Origin of the sequence: Nocardioides sp., assembly GCF_025965415.1 — a bacterium.
Taxonomy (GTDB): domain Bacteria; phylum Actinomycetota; class Actinomycetes; order Propionibacteriales; family Nocardioidaceae; genus Nocardioides.
This window is the reverse complement of sequence record NZ_JAOPWY010000041.1, coordinates 14,803-34,453: the sequence shown is the minus strand read 5'-3', so window position 1 is coordinate 34,453 and position 19,651 is coordinate 14,803. Positions and strand designations below refer to the sequence as shown.

The 19,651-nt window shown below is 72.0% G+C and carries 18 protein-coding genes and 1 pseudogene; 13 read left to right on the top strand and 6 right to left on the bottom strand.

All coding sequences use genetic code 11. From position 1 onward, the window contains the following. Together JWN97_RS05200 and JWN97_RS05195 are read left to right on the top strand one after the other, a co-directional pair. A pseudogene (locus JWN97_RS05200) lies at nucleotides 1-1,075 on the top strand (MiaB/RimO family radical SAM methylthiotransferase); the annotation flags it as partial. 156 nt (nucleotides 1,076-1,231) lie between these two features. Next, complete coding sequence (locus tag JWN97_RS05195) at nucleotides 1,232-2,179, top strand: type IV toxin-antitoxin system AbiEi family antitoxin domain-containing protein (RefSeq protein WP_297619343.1); 948 nt, start codon at nucleotides 1,232-1,234, stop codon at nucleotides 2,177-2,179. A 66-nt stretch (nucleotides 2,180-2,245) separates the two neighbouring features. On the opposite strand, the gene JWN97_RS05190 is transcribed toward JWN97_RS05195, so the two are convergent. The 3 genes from JWN97_RS05190 to JWN97_RS05180 form a co-directional block, all read right to left on the bottom strand. Next, a complete protein-coding gene (locus tag JWN97_RS05190) occupies nucleotides 2,246-2,539 on the bottom strand; it encodes a hypothetical protein (protein WP_297619340.1) in 294 nt (97 codons plus the stop codon). 78 nt (nucleotides 2,540-2,617) lie between these two features. After that, on the bottom strand, nucleotides 2,618-3,076 hold the full coding sequence (locus JWN97_RS05185) for an NUDIX domain-containing protein (protein ID WP_297619338.1): 459 nt from the start codon (nucleotides 3,074-3,076) through the stop codon (nucleotides 2,618-2,620). Between the two features lie 25 nt (nucleotides 3,077-3,101). Then, nucleotides 3,102-3,329 (bottom strand): antitoxin, encoded by a 228-nt coding sequence (locus JWN97_RS05180; protein WP_297619335.1) that lies wholly within the window; start codon nucleotides 3,327-3,329, stop codon nucleotides 3,102-3,104. 104 nt (nucleotides 3,330-3,433) lie between these two features. On the opposite strand from JWN97_RS05180, the gene miaA reads away from it, so the two are divergent. From miaA to JWN97_RS05130, 10 genes are all read left to right on the top strand, one after another. Further along, nucleotides 3,434-4,363 (top strand): tRNA (adenosine(37)-N6)-dimethylallyltransferase MiaA, encoded by a 930-nt coding sequence (gene miaA, locus JWN97_RS05175; protein WP_297619332.1) that lies wholly within the window; start codon nucleotides 3,434-3,436, stop codon nucleotides 4,361-4,363. A 28-nt stretch (nucleotides 4,364-4,391) separates the two neighbouring features. Further along, nucleotides 4,392-4,910 (top strand): dihydrofolate reductase family protein, encoded by a 519-nt coding sequence (locus tag JWN97_RS05170; protein ID WP_297619329.1) that lies wholly within the window; start codon nucleotides 4,392-4,394, stop codon nucleotides 4,908-4,910. A 109-nt stretch (nucleotides 4,911-5,019) separates the two neighbouring features. Then, nucleotides 5,020-6,876, top strand: coding sequence for a gamma-glutamyltransferase (gene ggt, locus JWN97_RS05165; protein WP_297619326.1), 1,857 nt, complete (start codon nucleotides 5,020-5,022; stop codon nucleotides 6,874-6,876). Nucleotides 6,877-6,904: 28 nt separating this feature from the next. Further along, nucleotides 6,905-7,702, top strand: coding sequence for a diaminopimelate epimerase (gene dapF / locus JWN97_RS05160; protein WP_297619323.1), 798 nt, complete (start codon nucleotides 6,905-6,907; stop codon nucleotides 7,700-7,702). Nucleotides 7,703-7,738: 36 nt separating this feature from the next. Continuing rightward, nucleotides 7,739-8,515 (top strand): SDR family oxidoreductase, encoded by a 777-nt coding sequence (locus JWN97_RS05155; protein WP_297619320.1) that lies wholly within the window; start codon nucleotides 7,739-7,741, stop codon nucleotides 8,513-8,515. Nucleotides 8,516-8,663: 148 nt separating this feature from the next. Then, nucleotides 8,664-9,419 carry an NYN domain-containing protein gene (locus JWN97_RS05150; protein WP_297619317.1) on the top strand — a complete coding sequence of 252 codons (756 nt, stop codon included), beginning with the start codon at nucleotides 8,664-8,666 and terminating at the stop codon, nucleotides 9,417-9,419. A gap of 111 nt (nucleotides 9,420-9,530) precedes the next feature. Continuing rightward, nucleotides 9,531-11,093, top strand: coding sequence for a GTPase HflX (gene hflX / locus JWN97_RS05145; protein ID WP_297619314.1), 1,563 nt, complete (start codon nucleotides 9,531-9,533; stop codon nucleotides 11,091-11,093). A gap of 103 nt (nucleotides 11,094-11,196) precedes the next feature. Continuing rightward, on the top strand, nucleotides 11,197-13,482 hold the full coding sequence (gene secD, locus JWN97_RS05140; protein ID WP_297619311.1) for a protein translocase subunit SecD: 2,286 nt from the start codon (nucleotides 11,197-11,199) through the stop codon (nucleotides 13,480-13,482). 193 nt (nucleotides 13,483-13,675) lie between these two features. Continuing rightward, nucleotides 13,676-13,804: a hypothetical protein gene (locus JWN97_RS05135; protein ID WP_297619309.1), complete on the top strand. Its 129-nt coding sequence runs from the start codon at nucleotides 13,676-13,678 to the stop codon at nucleotides 13,802-13,804. Nucleotides 13,805-13,865: 61 nt separating this feature from the next. Next, the gene (locus tag JWN97_RS05130; protein WP_297619306.1) at nucleotides 13,866-15,863 is read left to right on the top strand and encodes an ATP-dependent DNA helicase; all 1,998 of its coding nucleotides are present in this window, start codon (nucleotides 13,866-13,868) and stop codon (nucleotides 15,861-15,863) included. Here JWN97_RS05130 and JWN97_RS05125 read toward each other — a convergent pair. The 3 genes from JWN97_RS05125 to lexA form a co-directional block, all read right to left on the bottom strand. After that, on the bottom strand, nucleotides 15,851-16,561 hold the full coding sequence (locus JWN97_RS05125) for a sulfotransferase family 2 domain-containing protein (protein ID WP_297619303.1): 711 nt from the start codon (nucleotides 16,559-16,561) through the stop codon (nucleotides 15,851-15,853). The genes JWN97_RS05130 and JWN97_RS05125 overlap by 13 nt on opposite strands. Nucleotides 16,562-16,601: 40 nt before the next feature. Next, nucleotides 16,602-17,819, bottom strand: coding sequence for an FAD/NAD(P)-binding oxidoreductase (locus tag JWN97_RS05120; protein ID WP_297619301.1), 1,218 nt, complete (start codon nucleotides 17,817-17,819; stop codon nucleotides 16,602-16,604). 93 nt (nucleotides 17,820-17,912) lie between these two features. Next, entirely contained in the window at nucleotides 17,913-18,647 is a 735-nt protein-coding gene (lexA, locus tag JWN97_RS05115; protein ID WP_297619299.1) for a transcriptional repressor LexA, read from the bottom strand. A gap of 145 nt (nucleotides 18,648-18,792) precedes the next feature. On the opposite strand from lexA, the gene JWN97_RS05110 reads away from it, so the two are divergent. Beyond that, complete coding sequence (locus JWN97_RS05110) at nucleotides 18,793-19,587, top strand: SDR family oxidoreductase (RefSeq protein WP_297619297.1); 795 nt, start codon at nucleotides 18,793-18,795, stop codon at nucleotides 19,585-19,587. Nucleotides 19,588-19,651 lie beyond the last annotated feature (64 nt).

Below are 19,651 nucleotides of genomic sequence, written 5' to 3'. Positions count from 1 at the left end.
GACGCTGCCGACGAAGCGGGAGTCGGCCTACGCCGCCTGGGTGTCGATATCTGTCGGTTGCAACAACACCTGCACGTTCTGCATCGTGCCGGCGCTGCGCGGCAAGGAGAAGGACCGCCGCCCCGGCGACATCCTGGCCGAGATCAAGGCCCTGGTCGCCGACGGCGTCATCGAGGTGACGCTGCTGGGGCAGAACGTCAACGCGTACGGCGTCGAGTTCGGCGACCGGCAGGCCTTCGCGAAGCTGCTGCGGGCGTGCGGCGAGATCGAGGGGCTCGAGCGCGTCCGATTCACCAGCCCACACCCCAAGGACTTCACCGACGACGTCATCGCCGCGATGGCCGAGACGCCCAACGTTATGCCGCAGCTGCACATGCCGCTGCAGTCCGGCTCCGATCGCGTCCTCAAGGCGATGCGCCGCTCGTACCGCCAGAAGAAGTTCCTCGGCATCCTCGACCGGGTGCGCGAGCTGATCCCGGACGCGGCGATCACCACCGACATCATCGTGGGCTTCCCCGGCGAGACCGAGGAGGACTTCCAGGCCACCCTCGACGTCGTCCGCGCCGCGCGCTTCTCGTCCTCGTTCACCTTCCAGTACTCCTAGCGCCCCGGCACTCCGGCGGCCACCCTCGACGACCAGATCTCACCGGAGGTCGTCAAGGACCGCTACCTCCGCCTGGCCGCCGTCGTCGACGAGGTCGCCTGGGCCGAGAGCAAGACCCTCGTCGGGCGCACCGTCGAGCTGATGGTCTCCGAGGGCGAGGGCCGCAAGGACGCCGCGACCCACCGGCTGTCCGGCCGCGCCCCCGACAACCGGCTCGTGCACTTCGCCGCCGACTTCTCGGCGGTCGACGCCGACTCGGTGCGGCCCGGCGACATGGTCGCCGTGGAGATCACCTACGCCGCCCCGCACCACCTGGTCGCCGACGGGGCGATCCGGTCCGTACGCCGCACGCGCGCCGGCGACGCCTGGGAGCGTCGTACGTCGGCGCCCCCCGCTCCGACCGGCGTGGGCCTCGGGATGCCGACCTTCGGCGTGCCGGCCGCGCTGCCGCCGGCGCCTGCCTGCGGCTGAGCTGGCGGTGTTGTAGCGATCACCGGGTACCCGGTGATCGCAACAGGATCGTGGAGCTCTGGTGCCGTCCACCGGCACCAAGCCTCCACGATCACGTTGTCCACAGGGCGGCGATCTGGGGTGGCCCTCCGATTTCCGGCCGACGATCGTGGAAGGATGGAGCTGATCAGACCCACGCTCGCCAGCCAGGGTGGCGTCGTGTCGCGAGCCCAGCTGCGTGCCCTCGAGCTCGAGGCGCACGACATCCGGCGCCTGCTGCGCCGCCACGAGCTGAGCACGATCCATCCCGGCGTCTACGTGGACCACACCGGCGATCCGAGCTGGGTCCAGCGGGCCTGGGCCGCCGTCCTTTTCTGCTGGCCGGCGGGACTGGCCGCCGAGTCGGCGATGAGGGCTGCGGACGGACCCGGACGTCGACATGGCGTGGAGGGACCGATCCGGGTGGTGATCGGCAGGGATCGCCGGGTAGTGGCGCCCTCGGGCGTCCGGGTGGTCCGCACCTTCGACCTCGACCGGCGTGTGCTGTGGAACCTCGGGCCGCCACGCATGAGGTACGACGAAGCCGCGCTCGACGTGGCGCTGGATGCCAGCGGCGAGTTCGGCGCGATCGGGGCCGTGGCCCGCGCCGTGCAGTCCCAGCACACCACGGCTGCCCGGATGCGTGCTGCGCTCGACACACGCAGTCGTGCCCCGCGGCGCGACTTCATCGCGGCGGTCCTCGACGACGTGGCGCGCGGCGCGTGCTCGGTGCTCGAGCACGGCTACCTGACGCGAGTGGAGACACCGCACGGACTCCCGACGGCCCATCGTCAGCAGCGAGGCACCACCAGTGCGGGGGTCGTCTACCGCGATGCGACCTACGGCGTCCTCGACCTCGAGCTGGACGGGCGCCTCTTCCACGACACGGCGGAGGCGCGCGACGCCGACTTCGAGCGTGACCTCGACGGAGCGGTCGACGGGCGTACGGCGGTGCGGCTCTCGTGGGGGCAGGTGTTCGATCGCGGCTGCTCCACCGCGGCCAAGGTCTCGCGACTCCTGGTCTCCCGTGGGTGGCCGGGCGGGCACGCGTGCGGACCGGGCTGCGCCCTGGCGGCCGCGGCCTGAGCATGATCGTGGAGGGCTGGTGCCATTGGCCGGCACCAGGCCTCCACGATCACTGATCCGCGAGCGTCAGGCGGGAGGCTCCGGCGACCCGTCCTCCGCGGACTGCCCGGCTTCCGGGCCGTTCCTCGTGGTCCCGGACTCGGCGTCGTCGGCCTCGCCCTCGGGGGCCTGCGACTTCTCGTCGGGCTCGGCGAGCTGGTCGGGGAGCGCGTCGTCCACGGCGGGGTTGTCCTCGGGGCTGAGGTCGCGGCCCAGGCCGGTGTCGGCCGGGTCGTCGCCCACCGCGTCCACGCCGCCGGGATAGAGCTCCGGTTCCTCGGTGCTCGGCGTCGGCATCGGGCTCAGGTCGTCGTTGCTCATCGGTTCCCTCCAGGGTCGGTCCGTCGATAGTGCCCCGCCCGCGCGAGCGGGGCCACCCCCGAGCGGGCGGGGCTCGGCTCAGGCGTCCCAGCCGAAGGTCAGGTAGGCCACGTCCGTGAAGAGGTGCGCCAGCGCGTGCGCCTCGTGCGGCACCATCGGCTGGGGCAGCCGGTCGATCGGGCACCACCGGATCTCGCCCGCCTTGTCCGGCTCGACGACGCGGGGCTCGCCGGACCACGACCAGGCGGTGAAGAACCAGTCGACGCGCTCGTCGATCGGGTCGGCGTGCTGGGTGCGCTGCATCGTGAACGCGAACTCCAGCCCGACCTCGCTGATGCCCAGCTCCTCGGCCGCCTCGCGGTGCGCAGCGTCGTACGCCGTCTCGCCGCGCTCGACGTGGCCGGCCGCGGCCGCTGCCCAGTGCCCGTCCATGTAGGGCGTGCCCTGGCGCAGCTGGAGGAGGACCTCGGTGCCCCCGGCACCCTCGCGCAGCAGGTAGACGTAGGAGGCCGGGACGAGGACGAAGCGTTCGCTCACCCGGCCAACCTAGGGCCCGGCCCGGTCAGGGGGTGGTGGTCGGTCCGGCCGGCGGGATGTCGTCGTTCTTGCCGTCGAGTGAGTCGAGCGCGTCGCGTGCCTTGCCCGTCGCCTGGTTGATCTTGTCGGCGTGCTTGCCGCCCGTCTTCTCGTTCACGGCCCTGCCGGCCTTGTCGATGCCGTCGGCGATCTTGTCGCCGTGCTGGTCGACCGCCTTGGTCAGCTTGTCCTTGGCCTTGTCCAGGAATCCCATGGTCGCCCTCCGGTCGGTGCCCACCCCACGGGTGGTCCTCGTGCCCAATCTAGGGCCTGGCACCTCATCCGTCGCCCGTCGCCGACTGCTGGGAGGATGCGCCCATGTCCCAGCCGATCGTCGCCCTCGTCGGCGCCACCGCGTCGGGCAAGAGCGGCCTCAGCCTCGACCTCGCCGAGCGGCTCGGCGGGGAGATCGGGGGCGAGGTGGTCAACACCGACGCCATGCAGGTCTACCGCGGGATGGACATCGGCACGGCCAAGCTCCCTCCCGCCGAGCGTCGCGGCGTCGCGCACCACCTCCTCGACCTGCTTGACGTCACCGAGCCGTCGACCGTCGCGCTCTTCCAGGGGTGGGCGCGCGCGGCGATCGACGAGATCCGCGACCGTGGCGCGACGCCCGTCCTGGTCGGCGGGTCCGCGCTCTACACCCGGGCGATCGTCGACCGCTTCGAGTTCCCGGGCACCGACGAGTCGCTGCGCCGCGAGCTGGAGGCGGAGCTCGAGCGGGTCGGCGGCCACGCCCTGCACGAGCGGCTGTCGGGCGTCGATCCCGAGGCTGCCGCGGTGATCGCGCCCGACAACGGGCGCCGCGTCGTACGCGCCCTCGAGGTCATCGCGCTGACGGGCCGCCCCTACAGCGCCAGTCTCCCGCGCCTGGAGTACGCCGACCCGCTGACCGTGCAGATCGGCGTCGACATCGACCGGCCGACGCTCGACGACCGGATCGCGCGCCGCGTCGACCAGATGTTCGCGGCGGGGTTCGTCGAGGAGGTGGAGGCCCTGCTCGGCCGCGGCCTCGCGGAGGGGCTCACCGCCCAGCGGGCCATCGGCTACCGCGAGGTCATCGGCTTCCTCGCCGGTGACCGCACCCTGGCCGAGGCGGTCGAGCAGACCAAGACCGCCACGAGGCGCTTCGCGCGCCGGCAGGACGGCTGGTTCCGCAAGGACCCACGCATCGTGTGGGTGGCCCACGACGACCCCGACCGCGTGGATCGCGCGCTGGCGGCGATCGACGCGCTCGATCACGCCTGATGTCCCCGGTCGGTGCCATCGTGGAGCCATGGCGACCATCTACTACACCGGGTGCACCCTGGACGGCTTCATCGCGACCGACGACCACTCGCTCGACTGGCTGACCTCGCGCGACATCGACATGGACGGGCCGATGGCCTATCCCGGCTTCCGCGAGCGCATCGGCGCCTGCGTCATGGGCGCCACCACGTGGCAGTGGATCCTCGACCACGACGACGACCCGTGGGGTCCGCTCCCGACCTGGGTGATGACGCACCGCACCTTCCCCGAGGCGCCCGCCAGCGTGCGCTTCGACCGCGACGACGTGGCCCGGGTGCACGCCGAGATGACCGCGGCGGCCGAGGGCAAGGACCTCTGGGTGGTCGGCGGCGGCGAGCTCGCGGGCCAGTTCCACGACGCCGGGCTGCTCGACGAGGTGTGGATGCAGTTCGCCCCGGTGACGATCGGCAGCGGGGCGCCGGTGCTGCCGCGCCACGTGGAGCTGCGCCTCGAGGAGGTCGCCCGCAACCGTGACTTCGCCTGCCTGCGCCACACCGTCGTGCGCTGATCGGCCGGCCGCGGGGCGTCGCACCGCGCGGCGCGCCGCACCCGGACGGGCGTGGACAACGCATCGCTCCGGAGGCAGGGTGGAGGGACGTCTCTCGGGAGGTTCCCCCATGCCCCAGTTCCCCAGCCGAACCACGGCCGTCGCGTCCGCGGCGAGTGGTCTCGCCGTCGTCGCCGCCCTGCTCGCCACGCCCGTCGCCGGCGCGAGCGCAGCCCCCGCCGCGCCGGCCGGTCTCGCCCGTCCGACCGCCAAGGTCCCGACCGCGGTCGGCAAGGGGGGAGCCATCAGCACCGTCGACCCGGAGGCCAGCGCCGCCGGGCTCAAGGTCCTCCGCGCGGGCGGCAACGCGGTGGACGCCGCGGTGGCGGCCGCCGCCACGCTCGGCGTGACGGAGCCCTTCAGCGCCGGCATCGGCGGTGGCGGCTACTTCGTCTACTACGACGCCGCGTCCGGCAAGGTCCGCACGATCGACGGCCGCGAGACCGCGCCCCGCAAGATGCCACAGGACGCCTTCGTCGACCCGGCCACGGGCAAGCCCTACAACTTCACGCCCGAGCTGGTCACCAGCGGCGTCAGCGTCGGCACGCCCGGCACGCTGGCGACCTGGGACCGGGCCCTGGCCAACTGGGGCACCCTCTCGCTCGCCGACGCGCTCGCGCCGGCGACCACGGTCGCGACCCGCGGCTTCGTGGTCGACGACACCTTCCGCCAGCAGACCCTCGACAACGAGGAGCGCTTCGCCGCCTTCAAGGACACCAGGAAGCTCTTCCTGCCGAAGGGTGACGCCCCCGAGGTCGGCTCGGTCTTCCGCAACCCCGAGCTCGCGGCGACGTACGACTCGATCGCCCTGCACGGCACCGACGCGTTCTACCGCGGCCCCCTCGCCCGCCTGATCTCCGAGGTGGTCCGCAAGCCGCGCACCACCAAGAACACCACGCTCCCCGCGCCGCGCGGCTACCTCACACCCCGCGACCTGCGCGACTACAAGGTGCGCTCGCAGAAGGCGACCAAGGTCAGCTACCGCGGGCACGACGTCTACGGCATGGCCCCGTCCTCGTCGGGCGGCACCACGGTCGGCGAGGCCCTCAACATCCTCGAGCGCTACGACCTCTCGGCGATGACGACCGAGCAGGCGCTGCACCACTACCTCGAGGCCAGCGCGCTGGCGTTCGCCGACCGCGGCGCCTACGTCGGCGATCCGGCCTACGTCGACGTCCCGGTCAAGCGGCTGCTCGACGACACGTTCGCCGCCGAGCGCGCCTGCTCCCTCGACCCCGCGAAGGCGGCCACCAAGCCGGTCGCGGCCGGCGTGGTCACGTCGTACGACGGCGTCTGCGCGGCCGCCGCGGCGAAGGGCACGACCGACGCCGACACCGAGAACATCTCCACCACCAACCTCACGGTCGCCGACCGCTGGGGCAACGTCGTCGAGTACACCCTCACCATCGAGCAGACCGGCGGCTCGGGCATCGTCGTGCCGGGCCACGGCTTCCTGCTCAACAACGAGCTGACCGACTTCTCCACCGTCTACGCCGCCGCCGACCCCAACCGGATCCAGCCCGGCAAGCGGCCGCGCAGCTCGATGTCGCCCACGATCGTGCTCAAGGACGGCAAGCCGTTCCTCGCGCTCGGCTCGCCCGGCGGCTCGACGATCATCACCACGGTCCTGCAGATGCTCGTCAACCGCATCGACCTCGGCATGAGCATCGAGGACGCGATCGCGGCGCCGCGCGCCAGCCAGCGCAACACCGCGACCGTGACCGCGGAGCCGGGCTTCATCGCCGCCTACGGCCCTGCGCTGACCGCACTGGGGCACACCCTCGCCCCGGCCGGCGACGCCTTCACCAGCGCCGCCGAGATCGGTGCGGCGACCGCGATCGAGTTCGGACCCCGCAAGCGGCTGACCGCCGTCGCCGAGCCCAGCCGTCGTGGCAAGGGGTCGGCAAAGGTGGTCGATCCCCGGTGAGGTGGCTCGTGACTGACACACTGGAGGGGTGAGCTACCCCTTCCTCAAGGGCCACGGCACCGAGAACGACTTCGTGGTCCTGCCCGATCCCGATGGCACGGTGCACGGTGACGCCGACGGAGAGATGGCGGCCGACCGCGTGCGCGCGCTGTGCGACCGCCGCGCCGGGATCGGCGCCGACGGGGTGCTGCGCGCCGTACGCCGGGGGAGCGGGTGGTTCATGGACTACCGCAACTCCGACGGCTCGGTCAGCGAGATGTGCGGCAACGGGATCCGGGTCTTCGCGCGCTACCTCCACGAGCGCGAGGGGGAGCCCTTCCCGATGGACGTCCAGACCCGCGACGGCGTCAAGACGCTGGACGCCGCCGGCGAGGAGGTCACCGCCGACATGGGATCGCCCGAGGTGCTGGGCGAGACGACCGTGACCGTCGACGGCAGGGACTGGCCCGCGCGCCACGTCTCGACGGGCAACCCGCACGCGGTGGTCTTCGTCGACAACCTGGCCCAGGCGGGTGCCCTGCTCGATGCCCCGCAGCACGACGACGCGATCTTCCCCGAGGGCGTCAACGTCGAGTTCGTGGTGCGTCGCGGCGAGCACCACGTCGCGATGCGGGTGCACGAGCGGGGGGCCGGTGAGACCCGCTCCTGCGGCACCGGCGCCTGCGCGGTGGCGGTCGTGACCTCGCTGGCCGACGGCGCCCCCCGTGGTACGACGTACCGGGTCGACGTGCCCGGCGGCACGCTGCGCATCGTGTGGACCGACGACGACCGGATGCTGATGACCGGCCCGGCCGTGCTGGTGGCCGAGGGCCTGACCGACCTCTGATCCGCGACCCGCGGGGTGCGTCCTAGGATCCGGGCCATGGACATCACCGGATCCACCGCCATCGTCACCGGAGGCGCCAGCGGCATCGGTGCCGCGGTCGCCCGCGCCCTCGCCGCGAAGGGCGCCACGGTCGTCGTGGCCGACCTGAACGCCGAGAAGGGCGAGGCCCTGGCCCACGAGATCGGCGGCGTCTTCGCCGCCGTCGACGTGACGAGGACCGATCAGGTCGCCGCCGCCGTCGAGGCCGCCGCCGAGATCGCGCCGCTGCGCGCCTGCGTCAACTCGGCCGGCATCGGCTGGGCCCAGCGCACCATCGGCCGCGACGGGATGCTCGAGTCCGCGCACGACCTCGAGGCCTTCCGCAAGGTCGTGGAGATCAACCTGGTCGGCACCTTCGACATGACCCGCCAGGCCGCGACCGTGATGAGCCGCAACGAGCCCGACGCCGACGGCCAGCGCGGCGCGATCGTCAACCTCGCCTCCGTCGCGGCCTTCGACGGCCAGATCGGCCAGGCGTCCTACTCCGCGTCCAAGGGGGGCGTCGTGGGCATGACCCTCCCGGTCGCGCGCGACCTGTCCGCCGCCGGCATCCGCCTCAACACCGTCGCCCCGGGGCTCATCGACACCCCGATCTACGACGCCTTCCCCGACCCGGCCGAGTTCAAGGCCAACCTCGGCGCCAACGTGCTGTTCCCCAAGCGCCTCGGCCACCCCGAGGAGCTGGCCAGCATGGTCGTGGAGTGCCTCACCAACTCCTACATGAACGGCGAGACGATCCGCGTCGACGGCGGCATCCGGATGCCACCGAAGTGACCACCGGGGGCCGCTGAGGCACACGTCGCCGCGCGGACTGGTCTAGCCCGAGTGTCCTGATTTCGGTCATTCCGCCTCGCGCGCGGGGTGCACGGGTGGATCGTTCGTCGTGGGATTCATCCTTCATCAAGCCTGTGGGGGGCATGCGATGACACACCTGATCGAGCCGCGAGCTGCGGCGGACATGGACGGGGAGCTCACGACGCTCATCCGTCGCTGGATGGCGGCCGGGACCAAGGTGCAGGAGCGCGTACGTCGCGACAGCGCCCTGAGGCCCGCGCCGGAGCCGGTCGAGGCCGAGCCCGCCGAGCCCGTCGAGCCCGCCGAGACCGCGGACGTCGACGCGCCGACCGAGCCCGAGCCCGAGGACGGCCGCGCCGACGAGCCGGAGACCGCGGCGCTCGTCCCGGCGCTGCCGCGGCGCAGCACGGGGGCGGACGCCGAGCAGGTGCACCGGGTGGCGCTGCTGATCGACGCCCGCCGCGTGCCGGCCGACGTCGCCACGGCGCTCCTGGCCCGCATGGGGGAGCGCGGGTCGGTCAACATCTGTCGTGCCTACGCCGACTGGAGCCGGTCGGACCTCGGCGACTGGGTCACGCAGCTGCGGCGCGAGGGGCTGCACTCCTTCCACCACTTCTCCGACGACGACGACCAGGCCCTCGTGGCGATGACGATCGACGCGGTCGACATCGCCCGCGACGCCGCGGTCGACGAGGTGGTCATCGCGGGCGACCTGACCTCCGCCCTGCCGCTGGTCCACCGCCTCCACGCGGCGGGAGTGCGGGTCGTGGTGGTGGGTCCCGGACACACCCCGCACGACGTGCGCGCGGCGTGCCACGAGTTCATCGACACCGCGTCCGTGGACGGCGCTCCGGCGGTCCCCGCCGGCCGTCACCGCGCCTGAGGTGCACTCCGGTGAGGTCCCGCACCGTCCGCGTCCCGCGGGGCTGGTGCGAGGACCCGGACTGCCAAGTCATTCGCGTAGGGCGGACGGGCGACCTAAACTTGTCGACATATGACGAACGCACCTGATCGCCCGTTGCCCGACTTCACCCTGCGCGACGCGCTCGACGCCACGCGGGCCTGGGACGACGAGGCCATCGAGCTCGACGGCGACCTCGACGCGGGCCTGGCCACCGCTCCCGACGACTTCGAGTCCGGCTACGCCGACGACGCGTCGTACGACGAGTGGGACGAGGCCGACCCGGAGGAGCTCACCGTCGGCGCCAAGGAGCTGGCCGAGCGCCACGCCCTGCGCCGCGTCGCCGGGCTGCGCACCGAGCTCGAGGACATCACCGAGGTCGAGTACCGCCAGCTCCGCCTGGAGAAGGTCGTGCTCGTCGGTGTGTGGACCGGCGGCACCGTCACCGACGCCGAGAACTCCATGGCCGAGCTCGCGCTGCTCGCCGAGACCGCCGGCTCCGAGGTGCTGGAGGCGGTCTTCCAGCGCCGCCACTCACCCGACCCGGCGACCTACATCGGCCGGGGCAAGGTCGACGCGATCCGCGAGATCGTGCAGGCCACCGGCGCCGACACCGTCATCTGCGACGGCGAGCTCGCGCCCAGCCAGCTGCGCAACCTCGAGGACAAGATCAAGGTCAAGGTCGTCGACCGGACCGCGCTGATCCTCGACATCTTCGCCCAGCACGCCAAGAGCAAGGAGGGCCAGGCGCAGGTCGAGCTGGCCCAGCTGCAATACATGAAGCAGCGCCTCCGCGGCTGGGGTGGCAACCTGTCCCGGCAGGCCGGTGGCCGGGCTGCCGGCGGCGAGGGCATCGGCGGCCGCGGCCCCGGTGAGACCAAGATCGAGACCGACCGCCGCCGGATCAACACCAAGATCGCCAAGCTTCGACGCGAGCTCAAGGAGATGCGCGGCACCCGCGACGTCAAGCGCCAGTCGCGGCGCCGCAACCACATCCCCAGCGTCGCGATCGCGGGCTACACCAACGCCGGCAAGTCCTCGCTCCTCAACCGGCTGACCGACGCCGGCGTGCTGGTGGAGGACTCGCTCTTCGCGACCCTCGACCCCACCACCCGCCGTACGACGACCAGTGACGGGCGCATCTACACGATGTCCGACACCGTCGGGTTCGTCCGCCACCTCCCTCACGGCCTGGTCGAGGCGTTCCGCTCGACGCTGGAGGAGGTGGCCGACTCCGACCTGCTGCTCCACGTGGTCGACGGGTCGCACCCCGACCCCGAGGGCCAGATCGCCGCGGTCCGCGAGGTGCTCGCCGAGATCGGGGCCACCAAGGTCCCCGAGATCATCGTGATCAACAAGGCCGACGCCGCGGACCCGCTGGTGATCAGCCGGTTGCGGGCGCGCGAGCCGCACAGCGTCGTGGTGAGCGCCAAGACCGGTGAGGGCATCGACGCGGCCCTGGCCGTCATCGAGTCGGAGCTGCCGCGACCGCAGGTCGAGTTCGACGTGCTGCTGCCCTACGAGCGCGGCGACCTGGTCAACCGGATCCACCAGGAGGCCGAGATCGGCTCCCTGGAGCACACCGGCGACGGCACGCTCGTGGTCGGTCGGGCCAATGCCGACCTGGCCGGTGAGCTGACCGCGTACAGTCGCTGACGTTTTGCGTCCTGCGCGGGCGGAACCTCGGGGTCCGGCCGTGCGTTGGGGTGTCCGGGCCCGGATTCGGGCGATCGAGTTCGGTTAGTGGAGGATGTCGCGCATGTCACGTGGTGTCTGGATCAGGTTCTTCCTCGTGCTCGGCCTCCTGGTCGGGTGCGTGGCACTGGCGGTCAACGTCAAGCCCAACCTCGGCCTCGACCTCAAGGGCGGCGCTCAGTTCGTCTTCGAGGCGCAGGGCACCGACGCCACCCCGGCCACCTCGGAGAACGTCGACAAGACCCTCCAGGTCCTGCGCGGTCGCGTCGACGCCCTCGGCGTCGCCGAGTCGACCCTCGTCCGCCAGGGCGAGAACCGGATCCTCGTCGAGCTCCCCGGCGTCACCAGCGACGCCGAGGCGCAGGAGGCCGAGAACCGGATCGGCCAGACCGCCAAGCTGACCATCCACGAGGTGCTGGCCACCGCCCAGCCGGACGCCAAGCCCGGCAAGAAGGGCAACGAGGTCCTGCCGTCCGACCAGGGCGACACCCTCGAGGTCGGTCCCCCGGTCATCCAGGGTGACGAGATCACCGGCGCCACGGCCGTCCAGCGCCAGAACAGCGTCGAGTGGGTCGTCGCCATCGACTTCAACGGCAAGGGCGGCGACACCTGGGCCGACATCACCGGCAAGGCCGCCTGCAACCCGCCCGGCGACCCCAAGCGCCGCATCGCCATCGTGCTCGACGGCGAGATCATCTCCTCGCCCGAGGTCAACACCGGTGTCGGCTGCAACGTCGGCATCCGCGGCGGCGCCACCGACATCACCGGCAACTTCAGCCCGGAGGACGCCAAGGCCCTGGCCGCGCTCATCGAGGGCGGCTCGCTGCCCCTCGAGCTCACGGCCATCTCCGACCGCCTCGTCGGCCCCTCGCTGGGTGCCGCCGCGATCGACGCCTCCATCGAGGCCGGCATCATCGGCATCATCCTCACCGGCCTGTTCATCATCTTCGTCTACAGGATCGTCGGCCTCGCCGCGACCATCGCGCTGGCGTCGTACGCCCTGCTCGCCTACGCCATGCTCGTCGGCCTCGGCTCGACTCTGACGCTGCCCGGCCTCGCCGGCTTCGTGCTGGCGATCGGCATGGCGATCGACGCCAACGTCCTCGTCTTCGAGAGAGCCAGGGAGGAGTACGCCGCCTACCCCTCGGCAGGGCTGCGGCGTGCGCTCGCGGTGGGCTTCAACAAGGCGTGGAGCGCGATCATCGACTCCAACGTCACCACCCTGCTCGCCGCCGGCCTGCTCTTCTTCCTCGGCTCGGGCCCGATCAAGGGCTTCGGTGTCACGCTGACCATCGGTGTCGTGGCCTCGATGGTCTCCGCGCTGATCATCGCGCGCGTGCTGTGCGACGTGGCCGTCGCCAACAAGCCGGTCGGCAACCGTCCCGCCCTCAGCGGCCTCGGCAACATCGGCAAGGTGCGCACCTGGCTCGACCGCAAGAAGCCCGACCTGATGAAGCGCCGTCGGACCTGGCTCGGCATCTCCGCCGTGGCGCTGGTCATCGCGATGGCCGGCATCGTCACCCAGGGCCTGCAGCTCGGCGTCGAGTTCACCGGTGGTCGCCAGCTCGACTACTCGCTGAGCAAGGACATCACCGTCGAGCAGGCGCGCAAGGCCGTGGCCGACGCCGGCTTCCCCGAGGCCGTCGTCCAGACCGCCGACACCGCCGACTTCACCGTCCGCACCGGCGAGCTCTCCAACGACGAGGAGCAGCGGATCGAGTCCGAGCTGGCGGCCGTCGGCGGCGACGTCACCAAGGTCGACGACCAGCAGATCGGGTCCTCGCTCGGCAGGGAGCTGCGCAACAACGCGCTCATCGCCTTCGGCGTCGCGTTCCTGGCCCAGCTGCTCTACCTCGCCGTCCGCTTCAAGTGGACCTTCGGCGTCTCCGCGGTCGTCGCGATGGGCCACGACGTCCTGCTCGTCGTCGGGCTCTTCGCCTGGCTGCACAAGCCGATCGACGGCATCTTCCTGGCGGCGGCGATGACCATCGTCGGTCTGTCGGTCAACGACACCGTCGTCGTCTTCGACCGCATCCGTGAGCGCTGGTACGGCTCACGTGCCGAGGAGGAGTTCAGCGACCTCGCCAACCAGGCGGCCGTGGAGACCGTGCCCCGCACGGTCAACACCGGCCTCGGCGCGATGTTCATCCTCGCCGCGCTCGCGATCCTCGGCGGCGACTCGCTGCAGGACTTCGCCATCGCCCTTCTCGTCGGCCTCGTCGTCGGCACCTACTCCTCGGTCTTCATGGCCACCCCGCTCCTGACCTACTTCCACGAGAAGTGGCCGATGGCGCGGACCAAGAAGGAGAAGGTCGTCCGGGCGCCCGAGGACTCCGGCGCGGTCGTCTGAGGCCTCGCCTTCTCCGCCGGGCTGCCGTCGCCCCGCCGGCGGTCGCCAACTCACCAGTTGGTGCGCTAACTCGTGAGTTGGCGGGTTGGGTAGGTCCGATGCGCCCCTGGGAGGCCCCCACGTCGCCAACCGGTCAGTTGGTGGGTCGCGCTTCTCGACCTCCCACTTGCCACCGGGGGCGTAGGCTCGACCCATGCTCTGGATCCTGCTGATCGTCGTCCTCGGTGTCGTGGCCTACCGCTACCGGGTGAAGATCCTGGCCAAGGTCCTCGGCCAGCCCGAGCGCCGCATCGAGCGTCAGATCGGCCGCAAGAAGCACTGACCCGCGGCGCGTTGTGGATGGCGTACGACGTGGTGTCGGCGCCGCCCCGTAGGGTTCTCTGGTGCCCGCGACCGACACCGCCACCACCCCCACCGCCGAGGTGCTGGCGCAGGCGGTCGAGGCCCTCGGCGGGCAGCAGCGCGACGGCCAGGTGCACATGGCCGACGAGGTCGCCGAAGCGATGTCGGAGGGCCGCCACCTGCTCGTGCAGGCAGGCACCGGCACCGGCAAGTCGCTGGGCTACCTCGTCCCGGCCATGCTCCACGACAAGCGCGTCGTCGTCGCCACCGCGACCCTCGCCCTCCAGCACCAGCTCGTCGAGCGCGACCTGCCCCGGCTGGTCGAGGCGGTCAAGGACGTGCCCGGTGTCGACACGTCGTACGCCGTCCTCAAGGGCCGCTCCAACTACGCCTGCCTCCACCGCATCCGCGCCGGCGTCCCCGACGACCAGGGCACCCTGGTCGACGTGCCGACGGGCTCGATGGCCGAGAAGGTCCTCGAGCTGCGCGCGTGGGCGGAGGAGGAGACCGAGCAGGGCGCCAGCGGCGAGCGCGACAACGCCCCGCGCCACACCGATCGCGAGTGGCGGCAGGTCTCGGTCAACCACCGCGAGTGCCTCGGGGCCGCCAAGTGCCCGTTCGGAGCCGAGTGCTTCGCCGAGTTGGCGCGCGAGAAGGCCCAGCGCAGCCACCTGATCGTCACCAACCACTCCCTCCTCGCGATCGACGCGATCGAGGACGTGCCGATGATCCCCGACTACGACACCGTCGTGATCGACGAGGCCCACGAGCTCACCGCGCGGGTCACCCAGGCCGCGACCGACGAGCTCGCCGCCCCCGACATCGAGCGCGCGGCCCGCCGTGCGGCGCGCTGGACGGCCGACACCGACGGCGACCCTGCCGGCGACCTCGAGGACGCCGCCGGACAGCTGGCCGAGGCCTTCGAGGCGATCGCGCCCGGTCGCATCGACGCGATCCCCACCCACCTGTCCGACGCGCTGGTGCTGGTCCGCGACGCCGCCCGCGCCTGTCTCTCCGCCTTCCCACGTGAGTCCGGCGGCGAGGCCGAGGGCGATGCCGGCCGCACCCAGGCCAAGGGCATGGTGCAGGAGGTCTTCGTCAACGCCGAGCGGATGGCCGCCGGCTCCCAGGCCGACGTGCTGTGGCTGGGTGAGGCCCGCGACCGCTTCCCGGCCCGGTTGCACGTCGCCCCGCTCCAGGTGTGGGGCCCGATGCGCGACAAGCTGCTCACCGACAAGACGGTCGTCTTCACCAGCGCCACCCTCATGCTCGGCGGCGACTTCGGCGCGGTCGCGACGACGCTCGGCCTCAAGCCCACCGAGCGCGTCGGCTCCCTGATCGCGACCACCGACGACGAGACGGCGCTGCCGTGGAAGGGCATCGACGTCGGCTCGCCCTTCGACTACGGCCAGCAGTCCATCCTCTACGTCGCCCGCCACCTGCCACAGCCCGGCCGCGACGGCCTCGGACCGGCCCAGCTCGACGAGATCTGCGACCTCGTCGACGCCCTCGACGGACGCACGCTCGGCCTGTTCTCGTCCCGCCGGGCGGCGGAGACGGCGGCCGAGGCGGTGCGCGCCCGCCTGCCGCACCTCACCACCCTCGCGCAGGGCGACGCCCAGCTGCCCGAGCTGGCCAAGCAGTTCGTCGAGGACCCCCACACCTGCCTGTTCGGCACGCTGTCGCTGTGGCAGGGCCTCGACGTCCCCGGCGACACCTGCCAGCTGGTGATCATCGACCGGATCCCGTTCCCGCGTCCCGACGATCCACTCATGTCGGCGCGCGCGAAGGCGGCGGACAGGGCCGGTGGCAACGGCTTCATGGAGGTGTCCGCCACCCACGCCGCGCTGCTCCTGGCCCAGGGGGCAGGCCGCCTGATCCGGACGACGACCGACCGCGGCATCGTCGCGGTGCTCGACCCGCGGCTCGAGACGGCCCGCTACGGCCGGTTCCTCAAGGCGTCGCTGCCGCCGATGTGGTCGACGACCGACCCCGCCCTGGTGCGCTCGGCCCTCAAGAGGCTGGGTCAGGCGGCGTAGCCGAAGACCTGGTAGTCGCGGCGGTACATCGTCGCCACCAGCCCACGCAGCTCGTCGGAGACCTGGCGGTCACGGCCGCCGGGTGCGGTCTGGTTCTGCGGGGCCGTCGGCACCGTCGGTGCCCCGATCCGCTCGCACACCTCGGCGAAGTCGCGGTCGAAGGTCTCGAGCCGGCCGACGAAGTCCACGCGGTTGAGGTCGATCATCCGGCTCTGCAGCGTGAGGTGCTGGTCGGTGCCGGGCACCGCCGACAGGTCGTGGGTCGCGGTCCAGCGCGCGAACTCCTCGACCACCTGCATCCGCTCGTGGGTCGCCGGATCGAAGTCGTAGTAGTTGGCGTTGACGACCTTGTCGTGCCACGCCGAGACGAAGCGGTCCAGGGGGTCACGGACGAAGCCGAAGGTGAAGTAGTCGTCGAACGCGGCCAGCGGGTAGCGCACCCGCATCGCGTGGTCGACGTCGAGGCTGACGCCGTACGTCTCGCAGTGGTGGCGGATCGTCCGCGTCGCGACCTTGGCCACGCGGTACCAGACGAACCGGTGGCTGTGGCTGATCGTCAGGTTGTACGCCAGGGGGCTGAGCCAGCCGGACGCCTCGCCCGCCAGGGCCAACCGGTCCACGGTCTCCTGCGCGGCCGGCGTCAGCCGACGGCGGTTGCCGGGTCGGGTGCGGAACACCTCGGGGTCTGGGCTGGACATCGCGGCGAGGCTATCGCGGACCGGCCCGCGTTGGTCGAGGTCACTCGAACGGGATGCGTCCCCGCAGCGTCTCCGGGTCGGACACCGGCTCCTCGGCCGTCTCCGCGATCAGCTCGCGCGCCTTGTCGACGCTGTCCCAGACGTTCCACAGCAGCACGCCGCGGACCTGGCCGGCCCTGAGGTAGTAGACGACACCCGTGCCGACCTGCCCGTCCTTCCAGTCCTCGACCATGTCGAGCGCGCTGCTGGTCTCGCCGACCACCTCGTATCCGGCGTCGAGGATGTCGGACCAGAAGAACGGGGTGTAGTCGTAGGTGTCCCCGGAGCCCGCCATCGCCCTGCCGGCGTGCTCGCCCGACTTCTCCGCCTGGTCGACGTGCTCGACCCGGCGGCGGCCGAGCAGCGCGTCGGGGTACGACGCGACGTCGCCTGCGGCGTACACGTCGGGGGCACTGGTGCGCAGGTGCTCGTCGACGACGATGCCGTTGTCCACGTCGAGGCCCGCGGCCTCCGCGAGGCCGGTGCGCGGCAGCACGCCGACCCCGATCACGGCGGCGTCGGCGGTGATGTCGGTGCCGTCGTCGAGGCGGATGCGGACACCGTCGCCCGTCTCCTCGCCGCCGGCGACCGAGCCGTGCACGACGGTGACGCCGCGGTCGGCGAAGGCCTTGGTGAGGCTGGCGGCCAGGGCGCGCGGGAACATCTGCTCCTGCACGTCCTCGAGGTCGAGCACCAGCGTGACCGCGACGTCGTTCTGCACGAGCGCGGAGGCGAGCTCCGAGCCGATGTAGCCACCACCGACCACGACCACGTGGCTGTCCGCGCCGACGAGGCCGCGCAGGCGCTGGTAGTCGGCGGCGGTGCGGTAGTAGACGACGCGCGGCCCGGGGTCGACCGACAGCGTGCGGGGCTCGGCGCCGGTGGCCAACAGGAGCTTGCCGTAGGTGACCGCGGTGCCGTCGGCGAGGCGTACGACGTGGGCGTCCGGGTCGATCGCGGTCACCGTCGTGTCGGTGACGAGGTCGACGTGGTCGTCGTCGTCGAGGTCGCCGGCCAGCGAGCTGCCCGCGAGGGTGGCGTCGTCCTTGAGCCAGAGGTCCTTCGACAGGGCCGGCCGGTAGACCGGCTTGTCGGGCTCGGAGCCGATCACCGCGACGGTGCCGCTGTCGTCGCTGGAGCGGATGCCCGTGACGGCACTGGCCGCGGCGACGCCGCCGCCCACGATGACGTAGTCATAGGACTGCTGGATGTCGGTCATGACAGCCATGGTGTCGCGCGGGTGGTGAGGCGATCAACGCCCTCCGCCCCGCTGGTTGAGCAGGGCGCGCAGCGCCCGTGTCGAAACCCGGGCTCAGAGGCTGCGCAGCACCGCGGTGACGACGCCGAGGATGGTGGCGTTGTCACCGGGGATCGGGTCGTAGGCGTCGTTGTGCGGCAGCAGCCACACGTGGCCGTCCTTGCGCTGGAAGGTCTTGACGGTCGCCTCGCCCTCGATCAGCGCGGCGACGATCTGGCCGTTGGTGGCGGTCTGCTCCTGACGGATCACGACGTAGTCGCCGTTGCAGATCGCGGCATCGATCATCGAGTCGCCGGAGACCTCGAGGAGGAAGAGGGTGCCGTCGCCGACGAGCTGCTTGGGCAGCGGGAAGACGTCGGTGACCTGCTCCTCGGCGAGGATCGGGCCACCGGCGGCGATCCGGCCGACGACCGGGATGTTGACCGCGGTCGGGACGACGTCGCCGATGCCGGTCTCGTCGACGCTGGACTCCTCGCCGCTGGACATCGACCGGCGTGCCGCCATCACCTCGGGCAGGAACACCTCGAGGGCGCGGGGCCGGTTGGGGTCGCGCTTGAGGAAGCCCTTGCCCTCGAGCACGCGCAGCTGGTGAGCGACGCTGGAGGACGACGTGAGGCCGACGGCCTGGCCGATCTCGCGCATCGAGGGCGGGTAGCCCTTGGTCTCGATGGAGCCCTTGATGGTGGCGAGCACGCGCTGCTGGCGCGGGGTCAGGCCGGTGGCGTCCGGGGGGCCGTCGGGCATCTCGATGACGTTCTTGTCGTCTGACTTCTTGCCTGACGTGGCCATGCTGGGGTCCTCCCGACGCGGTTGCCGCCCCCGTGACTGGCCCGAGAATCCGGGTGGGTGAGGGTGGCTGGTGGTTCACCGTAGCCCTCGCGACACCTCTGGATCAAACACCTGTTCGAAGCCGCGTGTCGCTAGCCTCCGCCGCATGACATCGAGCGTGGACAGCTCCTGCGTCGTGACGGGTGGGGCGCGTGGGATCGGCCGGGGGATCGCGGAGCTGATGGTCGCGCGCGGCCACCGGGTCGTGGTCGGCGACATCGACGGAGCAGCCGCCGCCGCGACCGCCGCGGAGATCGGCGCTGCCGCCGGCCTCGCGCACGACGTACGCGATCCTGATGCGCACCACGTCGTCGCCGAGGAGGCGTCGCGGCACGGTGTGGTGACGGCATGGTTCAACAACGCCGGCGTCGGTGACGACGGCACGCTGGCGGCCCTCGGTGACGAGCAGGTACGCCGCCTCGTCGAGGTCAACCTCCTCGGCACCCTCTGGGGGACCCGCGCCGCGCTCGCCGCGTTCGGGCCGGCCGGGGGAGACGTGGTCAACGTCGCCTCGATCGCCGGGCTGGGACCGGTACCGGGCGACAGCGTGTACGCCGCCACGAAGGCCGCGGTCGTGTCCCTGAGCGCGTCGGTCCACGCCGAGACCCCGCGCGGGGTGCGGGTCCACGCGCTGTGCCCCGACGGGGCCGACACCGCGATGCTCGCCGCCCAGGACCCGACCGGCCTGGGGGCGCAGCTCGTGCACTCCGGTGGCGCGATCCTCAGCGTCGCCGAGGTGGCCGAGGCAGCCGTCTCCCTGGTGGGGTCGCGGCGCGTGGTCCGGGCGCTGCCGACCTGGCGCGGGGGAGTGGTGCGTACGTCGGCGCTGGCGCCCGGCGTGATGCAGCACGCGGCCGGCCTCTTCGCCGCGCAGGGCCGTCGGGCGATGCGTCGGCGGTGATCCGGGAGCCTGGTCGACACGCCGAACAATTGTTCGACCGGATGCTTGTGTCGTTCGAACACGT